Source organism: Cyanobium sp. HWJ4-Hawea (assembly GCF_024345815.1).
Taxonomy (GTDB): Bacteria; Cyanobacteriota; Cyanobacteriia; order PCC-6307; family Cyanobiaceae; genus Cyanobium_A.
The window spans coordinates 1-11,554 of sequence record NZ_JAGQBV010000059.1 but is presented as its reverse complement, the minus strand read 5'-3'; the positions used below and the strand labels follow the sequence as shown (position 1 = coordinate 11,554).

Here is an 11,554-nt window from a genome sequence, read left to right as displayed (position 1 = left end):
GCTGCCCTTAGCTCCTCGAGCAGTTTTTCTACGCTCGCCACGGAGTCGGCCATTTTCGAAACCAAACTCAGCTGGGCCCAATTGGCGAAGCCGAGTATTAGGGCCTGTTGGCGCTTGAGCTCGAGGATTTGCTCAATCAGGGGCCAGTTGTTTAATTCACCGCTGGAAGCCTTGCTGACCTGGGCTCGATAAACCTGCTCACGCAGGTCCCGCCGTTCGCTGTACTTAAGGAATGGCCCTACCCGGGGCAGATCCAGCCCCATGCGCCAACTGCCAGGCTGGCCTGCCTCCTCCGCTGCCTGGGCCAGCAAGCCCTTAAGGCTGTCAGGCAAACCGGCTAGCTCATCTGGGTTGGTAAGGCTCAGGCTCCACTGGTTGGTGGCATCCAGCACGTGGTTGCCAAAGCTGTTGGCCAGTTCTGCTAGCTGCTGGCACCTGGAGTTGAAGGTCAGTTGGGCCTCCGCCTCCAGGCCCACTCCCCGCAGTCGCATGTCGCGCAACTCGGATTTGAGGATGCGCTGTTGGGCCCCATCTAGGTTTTGGCTGTGCTGCTGCAGTGCTTCTAGGGCCCTGTAAATGGTGCGGCTTTGGCCGGCCCTGTTGCCAAAACTGACCACCGAGGCCTGGTGCTTTTGGTGCACTTCCCTAAGGGCCGGGCTATTGCAGACCCCATTTAGGTGGCTAACTACCCCCCAACTCCAGCGCAGCCTTTCCCCGAGGTGGTGCAGGGGATCCATCAGCTCATCCCAGCCCAGGGGCTTTGCGGCCTGGGAGCAAGCAGTTAGGCGGATATCCAATGCCGCCTCGAGCTCCCCCAGCTCTTTGTTCAGCACCTCCAGCAGCAGGGGGATGGCCTGGTCAATCTGTTCCGGCGTTATTGCTGCGTATTGGGGTAGGCCTTGGCCCGCCAACAGGGGCAGATCTTCAACCGATTCAAGGGTGCTAATCACCGGGCTCATGGCAGGGGGATGGAACCCAGGCTGATCGCAGTGGCACTGGCCAGGGTGCTCGCCAAGCTATTGGTTGTGGCCTGGTAGAGGTCGATGGCGATGCGGGGCCAGAAGCCGATTACCAGGGTGGGCACCAGCAGGGTGAGGCCAATCACCAATTCCCGGGGTTTCATGTCGCCAACCACTGCCAGGGCTGGGATGCGGGGGCCAAAGAAGACGCGGCGGCACAGGGAGAGCAAATAGACCGGCGTGAGCACAAGGCCTATCGCCGCGAGCACGATTGTGATTACCCGGAAACCGATGGTGAAGCCATCGTTGGCGGTGACCCCAAGAAAGACGGTGATTTCGCTGACAAAGCCACTCATGCCAGGCAGGGCTAGGGAGGCTAGGGAGCTGGCAAGGAAAAAGGCGAAGGTGATCGGCAGGGCCTTAGCCAGGCCGCCCATGTTGGGAATCGAGAGGGTTTCGGTGCGCTCATAGAACACCCCGGTCACGAAGAACATGGCCGCTGCGATCAGTCCATGGCTGATCATCTGCAGCATGGCACCGCTCATTCCCAGGGCATCTACGGCGCCGATACCCAGCAGCACAAAACCCATGTGGCTCACTGAGCTGCAGGCGATGCGCCGCTTGACGTTGTCCTGGGCAAAGGCGTTTAGGGCCCCGTAGACAATGTTGACTATGCCTAAAACGACAAGGGCCGGCGCCAGGGTGAGGTGGGCGTCGGGCAGCATCTGCACGTTGAAGCGCATCAAGGCATAGCCCCCCATCTTCAGCAGCACCCCGGCCAGCAACATCGACACCGGAGCATTGGCCTCGCCATGGGCATCGGGCAGCCAGGTGTGCAGTGGGAACATCGGCAGCTTGACGCCAAAGCCGATTAGGAAACCCAAGTAACAGAGCAGGCCAAAAACGCCACCGGGGGAGCGGGTGGCCAGTTCGCTGAGGTTGAAGGTGAATGGGCCGCTCAGGGCCAGGGCCAGGCCACTCAACAGAATCAGGAGCGAGGCCGTTGCCGTGTAGAGAATGAATTTGGTGGCCGCGTATTGGCGTTGCTTGCCGCCCCAGATCGCAATCAGTAGGTAAACGGGCACCAGCTCCAATTCCCAGGCCAGGAAGAAGAGCAGGAAATCCTGGGAGAGAAAAACCAGGCCCTGGGCTGAGGCCTGAACCAACATCAGGCCGAAATAGAGCCGGGTTTTGCTTTTGATGTTCCAGCTGGCGGCCACCGTCAACAGGGTCACCAAGCCTGAGAGCACCACCAACGGCACCGAGAGTCCATCGGCGCCCAGGGACCACTCCAGGCCGAGGGCCGGCACCCAGCTAATCCGTTCCACCAGCTGGAGCCCAGCTTCTTGGCCATCAAAGTGCTGGCTAAAGGCCACCAGCATCAGCACCAAATCGGTGAGGAGTGCACCGAGGGCCAGGGTCCTGGGCCACTTCGGATCGGTGCCGTCTCCTGGAAGCAGTGGCATCGCCAGGGCCGCCGCCGCTGGCAGCAGCACAATCAGGCTGAGCCAAGGGAATGACGCTGTCTGAATGGGCAGATTGGCGTCCATCACAGCCCTGTTACAGCCATTGCAAATCTATCAGTTCCCCCTGGTCGACTGAGTACATCTACTCAGTCGATTTTGTCGGGAAGGGGGCTCCAGCGGCTGCCCTCCTGCTGTATGCCCAGCACAGCTGATCGCGATTCGACGCCCGCCTTGTGCCAGGCGCGCACCATCGCTTGGCTGACGGCCTCGGCTACGGCTGGCGGGCAGAGGGCCAGCAGGCTGGGGCCTGCTCCGCTTATAACGCATCCCCAGGCGCCTGCATCGATGGCCGCCTCGCGCACCACCTTGCCCCCGTGGATCAGGCCCCAGCGATAGGGCTCATGGAGCCGGTCGTTCATGCCATCGATGATCAGGTCGCCGTTGCCGGTGCGCAGGCCCTGGAGCAGCAGGGTCAATGAACCCATGTTGATGACCGCATCACCCACGGGTATCGCCTTGGGCATGGCCCGTCTGGCTTCGGAGGTGGTAAGCCGAATGGCGGGAATTGCCACCACGGCCTGCACCAGGGGCGACCATTCGCAGCGCACAACCCGCCAGCGCTGGGATGCCGCCTTGGCCGTAAGACACAGGCCCCCCACCACCGAGGGCACCACGTTGTCGGGATGGCCTTCAATATCGATGGCCAATTCCAGCAATTTTTCCTTGCTGAGGGGTTCGCCAACCAGGGCATTGGCTCCGATTAATCCGGCCACAATTGCCGTGGCACTGCTGCCCAGGCCCCGGGCCGGGGGTACGGCCAGGCGCACCCGTGCCTCCAGGGCCACCGGCTCCTCGCCTGCCTCCTTCCAAACGCGTTGGGCAGCCCTGTAAACCAGGTTGTCGGGACCGCCGCGCAGGTGGGCTCCCTCGCTCCCTTCAATGATTAAGTCAAATCTTTCGCTACCGCCTTCGATGGCGCGCATCTCGAAAACATTGTCGAGCTCAAGGGCCGCGCCAAGGCAATCAAAGCCTGGCCCCACATTGGCTGTGGTGGCCGGCACATGAACCTCAACCCCTTGGCCTAGGCGGGGGCGAACCATCTAGTAACTACTACTAGCTCCAGTGTCTCAGGCCACCAGGATGGCCTGGCCTAGGCCGCCAGCATCCGGGCCCTGCAGGCCGCACTGAACTGGCCGATGGTCGGATCGATCACGGCCGTAATAGGAATGCTTTCGAGGACGGCCGCCAGCCGGCCCTTGGAGAGGAAGCCCCGTTCAAAGCCACCCGCCTGCAATTCGCTGAGCAGCTTGCCCGCGGTTCCTCCGGCTAGCCAGATGCCCCCTTGGCAGAGAGTTGCCAGGGCCAGATCACCAGAGACACTTCCGTAGAGATCGATCCAGTGGTCGAGGGCTTGGCGGGCTAGGGGATTGCCTAGGGCGGCCTGTTTGGACACCTGGGCCGGTAGGTCGCTGTTGGGATCGGCGGCCACCAGGTGGAGCGGGTGGTCTGGTTCCGCTTGGGTTGCGAGCAACCAACGGGCCAGCAGGCCCAGACCAGTGCCGCTAACAACCCTCTCGGTGGAGATGCGCGGCAGTGAAAATTCGCTGGCAAGCCATTGCTTTAGTTCCCACTCAGCCTGGGTTCTGGGGGCGAACTCCCCATGGGAAGCCTCGCTGGCCATCGCCACCAGGCCAGATGCGGTTTGCACCCCGAAGGCCACGCCCAGGCCGGTGCCTGCGCCTATCACCATTAGTGGGGCACAGGAATTGGGCTTGCCGGCCCGAATTTGGGCCCGCTGGTCATCCCTGAGATGGGGTAGGCCGTAGATCAATACGGCGAAATCATTGACCAATTCGAGCTGGCCAATACCCAGCTGCTTGGCAAGTTGGTCCTGGTCCAATTTCCACGACAGGTTGGTGAGCTGGGCCTGGCCCTTAGCCACCGGACCTGCCACCGCAAAACAGGCTGCCTCCGCTTGGTCGCCGCCCAGGAAGGCCTCCACCATGGGGGCGAGGTCGGCCCATTCGCCTGAGTGGTAGTGCTGGGAGCGAATTAGCTCAAGTGTGGAGCTGCGATAGAGGGCCAGCAGGGTTTTGGTGCCACCGATGTCGCCGGCCAAGACAATGCCCTTGCCTTCACTAATTAGATCTGGCATTGGCAAACTCATGCCGGCTTAAGGCCCAGGCTGGCGGCGCGCTGGCCGTTGGCCTGGCGGGCTGCCTCTGCCACGGTGCTGAGGTCTAGGGCTCCCAAATCCCCATCCCTGCGGCTGCGCAGGCTGAGGGTTTTGTTCTCGGCTTCCTGGGCGCCAATGACCCCGAGCACGGGGATTTTCATCTGTTCGCCGTTGCGAATTAATTTGCCCAGTCTTTCGCCACTGCGATCAATGGTGGCCCGAATTCCAGCTGCCTTAAGGTCTGTAAGAACCGTTTCGGCATAGGGCATTACCTCATCGGTGACGGGCAATAGGCGGATTTGCTCGGGGGCAAGCCAAAAGGGAAAATCACCGGCGTAGTTTTCGGTCATGATCCCGAAAAATCTCTCCAGGGAGCCGAAGATGGCCCTGTGAATCATGATCGGACGCTGCCTTGATCCATCGGCTGCCACATATTCGAGGTCAAAGCGCTCAGGCAGGTTGAAATCGAGCTGGATGGTGGAGCATTGCCACATCCGACCAATGGCATCTTCTATTTTGAGGTCGATCTTGGGTCCGTAGAAGGCCCCGCCCCCCTCGTCGATTTTGTAGGCCCAGCCTTTGCGATCCAGGGCTTCGATTAGGCCATTGGTCGCCAGTTCCCAGACAGCATCTTCACCGATCGACTTTTCTGGCCTGGTGGAGAGATTGATTTCGTAATTTATGAAATCAAACGTGCTCAGGATTGTTTCGGTGAGATTGAGAACCCGCAGGATTTCATCGCCGATTTGGTTGGGCAGACAGAACACGTGGGCATCGTCTTGGGTGAAGCCCCGCACTCGCATCAGGCCATGCATCACCCCAGGCCTTTCGTAGCGATAGACCGTGCCCAGTTCTGCCCAGCGAATTGGCAACTCCCTGTAGCTCCGCAGGGTGCTGGCGTAGGTGAGCACATGGAAAGGGCAGTTCATTGGTTTGAGCTGATATTCCCTTTCGTCAACCTGCATCGGCCCAAACATCGATTCGCTATAGAAATCGAGGTGGCCGGAGGTCTTCCATAAACTGATATCAGCCACGTGGGGGGTATAGAGCAACTCGTAGTCGTCGGCGAAATGGGCCTGGCGCCAAAAGTCTTCGATTAATAGCCGCATCCTGGCGCCGCGGGGGTGCCAAAACACCAGGCCGGCGCCGGCCCCATCCTCAATTGAAAAAAGATCCAGGTCGGCCCCGAGGCGGCGGTGGTCGCGGCGCAGGGCCTCCTCCTTGCGGCGTTTGTATTCGGCCAGTTGCTCTGGCGTTTCCCAGGCCGTGCCGTAGATGCGCTGCAACTGGGCCTTGGTTTCATCGCCACGCCAGTAGGCCCCGGCCACGCTCTCAAGTTCAAATGCCTTGGGGTTCAGCTCACTGGTGTTGGCCACATGGGGGCCGGCACAGAGATCCCACCACTGCTCCCCAAGGGTGTACAGGGTGATGGGCTCCTGAATTCCCGCCAAGATTTCGAGCTTGTAGGGCTCGTTCTGCGACTGGATACGGCGCTCTGCTTCGCTGCGGCTCACCTCAATGCGATCGAGCGGCAAGCGTCGCCCAATGATTTTGCCCATCTCCTTTTTGATGGCCTTGAGATCGGCATCGGTGAAGGGTTCGGGATTGTCGAAGTCGTAATAGAAGCCGTTTTCCGTCCAGGGGCCAATGGTGGCCTGGGCCTTGGGGTGAAGGGTTTGCACCGCCATGGCCATCACATGGCTCATCGAGTGGCGGATCCTGAGTAGCTGCTCGCTCTCGCTGGTTTTGGGTAGGGCGATCGGGGCCGGCTCGGGAATGGTTGCGGGCGCGGCCACGAAATTCAGGCGATATGTCGAAATTTGATCCTACCTAGCGCCCTAGGTTTGGAAGATGGCCCTTCCCTCCCCCACCCCTGAGCCAGCAGGGGTTTTGCTCGACCAGCTATTGGGCTCCCTGCTGGCGGATTTCAGCAATTGGTTTGGCCGGGGCCTGGTGTTGTTGGATTTCTGCCCCGATGCGGTGATGGGGATGGCGGAGCGCCAGGAGCTGCGCCAAAAGCTGGAGCTAGCCATCAAGGAATTGGCTGCTGCCACCTGTTTGAGGCAGGCAACCCCTGCACCAATGGCCCTGGAGATGGCGACCCTGGCCCCCTGGCACCAATTGGTGCTTTCGGTGTGGCAGCTCTCCGCCAACCTGCGCCGGGCCGGAGTGGCCCTGCCGGAGATGGAGCCCCTGCCCCAGCCCCCCGGTTTTGCCTAGGTGGCCGTTGGGCCGGGGAGAAACCCCAGGGCATGGCGCACCCGCTCGAGGGTGGCCTGGGCCACGGCCGAAGCCCTGGCCTGTCCCTGCCGCAAAACATCGTTGAGGTGGCCTGGATCCGCCCGCAACTCCCCGTAGCGCTGCTGCAGCGGCCTCAGCGCTTCTACGGCGACTTCGGCCAGCAGGGGCTTAAAGGTGCCCCAGCCCATGGATGCACATTCCTGGGCGGCGGCCTCCATGCCTTTGCCACTCAAAAGGGCATAGAGGCTGAGCAGGTTTTCCGCTTCGGGCCGTTCCTGGTTGCCAAATTCCAGCCCCATGGTGGGGTCGGTTTTGGCCCGCTTGACCTTTTTGACGATCAGCTCTGGGGGGTCGAGCAGGTTGATTCTCGATCCCTCATTCGGGTCGCTTTTGCTCATCTTGCTATTGCCGTCGGTGAGGCTCATTACCCTGGCCCCGGCCTTAAGAATTAGGGGTTCGGGCACGGTGAGCACGGGTATCGGCTCGCCGGTTTCGTCCTTTTTGCCAAAGCGGCTGTTGATCCTTTGCTGGGCAATGTCGCGAGCTAATTCCAGGTGTTGTTTCTGGTCTTCGCCAACGGGAACTAAATCAGCCCCATAGAGAAGGATGTCGGCGGCCATCAGCACCGGGTAGTCGAGCAGCCCAACCGACACCTGGTCGCCCTGCTTCACGGCCTTCTCCTTGAACTGAATCATCCGCTCGAGCCAGTTGAGCGGAGTGACGCAATTGAGCAGCCAGCAAAGCTCGCTGTGGGCGCCCACTTGGCTTTGTACAAAGACGGTGGAGAGTTCCGGGTCGATGCCGCAGGCCAGATAGAGGGCCGCCGTTTTAAGGGTGTCTTCAGCTAGCTGGGCCGGATCATGGGGCACGGTGATCGCGTGCAGATCCACCACACAGAAAAAGGTTTCATGGCTTTTCTGCAGATCGACCCAATTGCGTATGGCACCCAGCCAGTTGCCCAGGTGAAGGGCGCCGGTGGGTTGAACTCCGGAAAGGACCCTGGGCCTTGCCATGGATATCAGGCTTCAGCAGGGGCTGTTTCTTCTGAAGCTGTTGTTTCTTCTGAGATGGGGGTCTGGGTGTCGACTTCTGGTGCGTTCTCGGCAACTTCAGTCTCAGCAACTTCAGTTTCGGTAACTTCGCTTTCCTCAACTGCTGCGGCAACGGGAGCTGCCGGCTTGGTGGGCCTGGCAAAGGGATTGGCCTTGGGGGTTCTGTCGCCGCCCTGGTTCGGTCGCTCATCCCGGCCCCGGCGCTCGTCGCGGGGGCCCCTGTTGTCGCGGCTGCGGTCATCGCCATCGCGACTAGGGCCGGCCTGGGAGCGCTGCTGGGCGACTAGTTCGTCGAGCTTGCCCTCCTCAATTAGCTGGGCAACAGTGCGAATCGAGAGGCCAAGGGCGGCCACGGTGGAGCGCAGTTGGAACGCCTCTTGCACGGCCCGGGCAGCCCGCATCTCGTTGTCGCTGAGGCGAATGCGGAAACCACCTGGTTCCCGATTACCTCCAGGCCTGCCGCCACGGGCAGGATTTTCTTGACGGGGTGCAGCGTTGTCTTCGGCCATTGCCGCAGGCTTGTAACTAAAGGCAAGTGTGCCGCATTGGCGGTCCGCCGGGCCCGATCCAGAGGAGTTGATGGGCCTCGTTTTGACCGGCCCGCGCCAGTACGAGCAAGGGGAGTTGGCGGGGCGAAGATCCTTTCCAGAGGCCCCGATAGGTTTCGATTAGCTCGAGATAGCGCTGCAGGGTCCACTGGTTGTTGCCCTGGTCCTGGAGCGACCAAAAGCGTTGCTGGGCGTGCTGGCAAGCGGGCTGGCCAAAGTCTTGCCAGCACTGCAGTTGGGCTGTCCAGGGATTGAACCCGGCTGTTATTAGCTCGCGATAGCGCACAAGCTCCGGTGCGTCAGCACTGCTGTCGGGGGGCAACACGGCGGCAAGCCGCTCCACCGGTACGGCGCGTAGCTGCAGCCAGCAGCGATCCAGCAGGGCAACCGGCATTCGACCGCTCCAATCGGGAGTTGCTTCCAGCTGGGCCAACCACTGGTCGATCCAGAGTCTTTGGCGCTGGCTCAGGGGCGGAAGCAGCAGGCCGGGGTCGGCGCTGGGGCTGGGTCGGTGGCGCCGGGGCATCGGGCTTTACCAGAATCAGCAGCTTTTTCATGTCCATACTAGTTGTTCTGCAAAGTTCCTAAAACTTGCCAACAAGATGGGTCGTTTTTGGCATTCTGTTGATTCCGTTTATACCCTTTACCATTTTGAATCTTGCCGTTTAAGAACTTGCCATTTTAAAATTGTTTTTTTAAAGCTTTTCTGTTCAGTCTTGACTTCTCCAGTTTTTAGTGCCCGATAGCCGCCGATCCAGTTGAAATTAGTAGGGCAGCATTGATCACAACGATCAGGCCTGCACTCAGCCAGCCAAGAATTTGTAACCAGCGAGGGGCCACCAAATCACCCATGATTTCAGGCCTGCTGCAGATCCATACCAGGGGAATGGCAGCGAATGGCAGCTGCAGACTCAATAGCACCTGGCTGAGCACCAACAGTTTGTTGATCCCCATATCACCCAGCACTATTACGGTCACCATGGCCGGTATAAGGGCCAATCCCCTGGTCAGTAGGCGACGTTGCCAATCCGGTAGTCGCAAATTGAGGAAGCCCTCCATCACCACTTGGCCAGCCAAGGTGGCAGTAATCGTGGAGCTTTGCCCTGCGGCCAGGAGTGCAATACCAAATAACAGGCTGGCCAGGGAGGTGCCCAGCACAGGTGTAAGCAGGTGATAGGCCTGGCCCAGGTCGCTAATAGGATTTTCAAAGCGGCCGTAGAAACTGCCCCCAGCCAGCACCAGGATGGCCGCATTCACCACAAAGGCCAGGCTGAGGGCGATAAGGGCATCGAGGGTGCTGAAGCGCAGGGCTAGTTGTCGTACGCCCGGCTGTTTTTCCCACACCCGAGACTTAACCAACGATGAATGCAAATAGAGGTTGTGGGGCATCACCGTGGCCCCCACAATCCCTGCAGCTAAAAACCACTGCTGACCTCCCCGTAGTTGGTCTACCTGGGGAATAAAGCCCTGGGCAACAGCTGTCCAATTCGGTTGCAGTAACACCAGTTCAACGGCAAAGCAGCTCCCAACTAGGACCACAAGGGCGATCACAATCGCCTCTAGGTGTCGCACTCCCCACCGCTGTAAAAGCAGTAATAGCAGGGTGTCTAGGGCGGTAAGGGCCACGCCCCAGGGCAGGGGGAGCCCAACCAGTAACTGCAGGGCAATGGCACTGCCCACAAGTTCGGCCAGGTCGCAGGCGACGATCGCCAATTCCGCCAGCACCCAAAGGGGTAGGCGCATTTGCTCGGGTAGGTGTTTGGCGCAGGCCTCGGCCAGGTCGAGTCCGGAGGCAATCCCAAGTCGGCAGCAGAGCGACTGCAAAAGCATGGCCATCAGGCTCGAGATGCCAACCACCCAGAGCAGGGAGTAGCCAAACTGGGAGCCCGCCGCCAGGTCGGTGGCCCAGTTGCCTGGGTCCATGTAGCCCACCGCCACCAGATACCCGGGCCCAAGAACCCTTAAAAAGGTGGAAAGGGCAGATCCATTGGCAGGAATCCACACTGATAGTGCCCGGCGCTGCCCCGTCTGATCGGCTCGGCTTGGTGGCAGGTGCACGATCAGGGGATCGCATGGTCTTGATCGCTGAGGTTAGGTAACCCCCTTCGGCGATGCTGGCCCAGCGATGCTTCCGGATTCCGTCCCCGTGTCTTCCTCCCCAGGCCAGGCCTGGCCCTGGTGGCCCCTGCTCCCCCTCTATCCCTACGGGCAGCGGCGGACCCTGGTCCGGGAGATTGTGCCTGACCAGGTTTGGAGCTTTGAGCAGCTCCAAGGCGTTTTTTATGTGGCCGTGCCAATTCGGATGACGGTGCTGCGGCTCGACCGGGGCCTGCTGCTCTACGCGCCGGTGCCGCCCACGGCTGAGGTCTTGTCGGCCCTGGCAGCCCTTGAGGAGCGCTTTGGCCCGGTGAGCACGATCGTGCTGCCAACCGCTTCCGGGCTTGAGCACAAAATTCCCGTGCCAGCCATGGCCCGGCGCTTTCCCCAGGCCACGGTTTGGGTGGCTCCGAACCAGTGGAGCTTCCCCCTGCGCCTACCCATGGCATGGCTGGGCTTCCCCCGGGGGCGTACCCAGATGTTGGGGGAGCAGGGCTACCCCTATGGCGACCAACTCGATTGGAGAATCCTTGGACCCCTGGACCTTGGTTTGGGTTCATTCGTTGAGGTTGCCTGCCTGCACCGAGCCAGTGGGGCATTGCTCGTCACCGATGCCCTGGTGACCATTGGCCCCTGTCCGCCTGCCCTATTTGAGGCCGATCCCACGCCCCTCCTGTTCCATGCCAGGGAGCGGGGCGACGAGCCCCTGGTAGATGGCTCTGGGGCCCGAGAAAGGGGTTGGCGGCGGCTGGTGCTGTTTGCCTCGTACCTGCGGCCCGGCAGCCTGGAGGTGGCTGGTTTTGGCGAGGTTGTGCGACAGGCCTTTGCCCCTGGCCTACGCAACCCACGCAGCTATTTCGGCCTTTACCCATTTCGCTGGAGCAGCGATTGGCAGCAGGACTTCCTGGATTTGGTGCCGGGGCCCGAAGCGGCACCCCAGGTGGCGCCGGTACTTGAGCGGCTGGTGTTTCCGCGCTGCCGCGGCGCCCTTTTGGCTTGGCTGCGGGAACTTGGC

At 61.0% G+C, this 11,554-nt stretch carries 11 protein-coding genes; 2 read left to right on the top strand and 9 right to left on the bottom strand.

Annotated features, from left to right (window positions below; genetic code table 11):
• The 5 genes from KBY58_RS11280 to thrS form a co-directional block, all read right to left on the bottom strand.
• On the bottom strand, positions 1 to 959 hold a 959-nt coding region (locus KBY58_RS11280; protein ID WP_255004421.1), incomplete at its 3' end, for a M3 family metallopeptidase.
• Positions 956 to 2,509 carry an NAD(P)H-quinone oxidoreductase subunit 4 gene (locus KBY58_RS11275; protein ID WP_255004420.1) on the bottom strand — a complete coding sequence of 518 codons (1,554 nt, stop codon included), beginning with the start codon at positions 2,507 to 2,509 and terminating at the stop codon, positions 956 to 958. The genes KBY58_RS11275 and KBY58_RS11280, both read right to left, overlap by 4 nt.
• A 62-nt stretch (positions 2,510 to 2,571) precedes the next feature.
• Positions 2,572 to 3,525 carry a homoserine kinase gene (gene thrB / locus KBY58_RS11270; protein WP_255004419.1) on the bottom strand — a complete coding sequence of 318 codons (954 nt, stop codon included), beginning with the start codon at positions 3,523 to 3,525 and terminating at the stop codon, positions 2,572 to 2,574.
• Positions 3,526 to 3,575: 50 nt separating this feature from the next.
• The gene (gene glk / locus KBY58_RS11265; protein WP_255004418.1) at positions 3,576 to 4,592 is read right to left on the bottom strand and encodes a glucokinase; all 1,017 of its coding nucleotides are present in this window, start codon (positions 4,590 to 4,592) and stop codon (positions 3,576 to 3,578) included.
• Complete coding sequence (gene thrS / locus KBY58_RS11260; protein ID WP_255004422.1) at positions 4,589 to 6,307, bottom strand: threonine--tRNA ligase; 1,719 nt, start codon at positions 6,305 to 6,307, stop codon at positions 4,589 to 4,591. The genes glk and thrS overlap by 4 nt, the downstream gene beginning before the upstream one ends.
• A gap of 145 nt (positions 6,308 to 6,452) precedes the next feature.
• On the opposite strand from thrS, the gene KBY58_RS11255 reads away from it, so the two are divergent.
• Positions 6,453 to 6,821, top strand: coding sequence for a DUF2605 family protein (locus KBY58_RS11255; protein WP_255004417.1), 369 nt, complete (start codon positions 6,453 to 6,455; stop codon positions 6,819 to 6,821).
• Here the strand turns inward: KBY58_RS11255 and trpS are convergent.
• From trpS to KBY58_RS11235, 4 genes are all read right to left on the bottom strand, one after another.
• Positions 6,818 to 7,855, bottom strand: a complete 1,038-nt coding sequence (gene trpS / locus KBY58_RS11250) for a tryptophan--tRNA ligase (RefSeq protein ID WP_255004415.1) — start codon at positions 7,853 to 7,855, stop codon at positions 6,818 to 6,820. The two genes, KBY58_RS11255 and trpS, sit on opposite strands and share 4 nt — an antisense overlap.
• Positions 7,856 to 7,860: 5 nt before the next feature.
• Positions 7,861 to 8,403, bottom strand: coding sequence for a hypothetical protein (locus tag KBY58_RS11245; RefSeq protein WP_255004413.1), 543 nt, complete (start codon positions 8,401 to 8,403; stop codon positions 7,861 to 7,863).
• Between the two features lie 16 nt (positions 8,404 to 8,419).
• Complete coding sequence (locus KBY58_RS11240) at positions 8,420 to 8,968, bottom strand: hypothetical protein (RefSeq protein WP_255004412.1); 549 nt, start codon at positions 8,966 to 8,968, stop codon at positions 8,420 to 8,422.
• A gap of 206 nt (positions 8,969 to 9,174) precedes the next feature.
• On the bottom strand, positions 9,175 to 10,500 hold the full coding sequence (locus KBY58_RS11235) for an Nramp family divalent metal transporter (protein WP_255004411.1): 1,326 nt from the start codon (positions 10,498 to 10,500) through the stop codon (positions 9,175 to 9,177).
• Positions 10,501 to 10,588: 88 nt separating this feature from the next.
• On the opposite strand from KBY58_RS11235, the gene KBY58_RS11230 reads away from it, so the two are divergent.
• On the top strand, positions 10,589 to 11,554 hold a 966-nt coding region (locus tag KBY58_RS11230), incomplete at its 3' end, for a DUF4336 domain-containing protein (RefSeq protein ID WP_255004410.1).

Coding starts and splice junctions, on each gene's coding strand:
- KBY58_RS11275 (WP_255004420.1), bottom strand. CDS start 2,509: ATGGACGCCAATCTGCCCATTCAGACAGCGTCATTCCCTTGGCTCAGC.
- thrB (WP_255004419.1), bottom strand. CDS start 3,525: ATGGTTCGCCCCCGCCTAGGCCAAGGGGTTGAGGTTCATGTGCCGGCC.
- glk (WP_255004418.1), bottom strand. CDS start 4,592: ATGAGTTTGCCAATGCCAGATCTAATTAGTGAAGGCAAGGGCATTGTC.
- thrS (WP_255004422.1), bottom strand. CDS start 6,307: ATGAGCCATGTGATGGCCATGGCGGTGCAAACCCTTCACCCCAAGGCC.
- KBY58_RS11255 (WP_255004417.1), top strand. CDS start 6,453: ATGGCCCTTCCCTCCCCCACCCCTGAGCCAGCAGGGGTTTTGCTCGAC.
- trpS (WP_255004415.1), bottom strand. CDS start 7,855: ATGGCAAGGCCCAGGGTCCTTTCCGGAGTTCAACCCACCGGCGCCCTT.
- KBY58_RS11245 (WP_255004413.1), bottom strand. CDS start 8,403: ATGGCCGAAGACAACGCTGCACCCCGTCAAGAAAATCCTGCCCGTGGC.
- KBY58_RS11240 (WP_255004412.1), bottom strand. CDS start 8,968: ATGCCCCGGCGCCACCGACCCAGCCCCAGCGCCGACCCCGGCCTGCTG.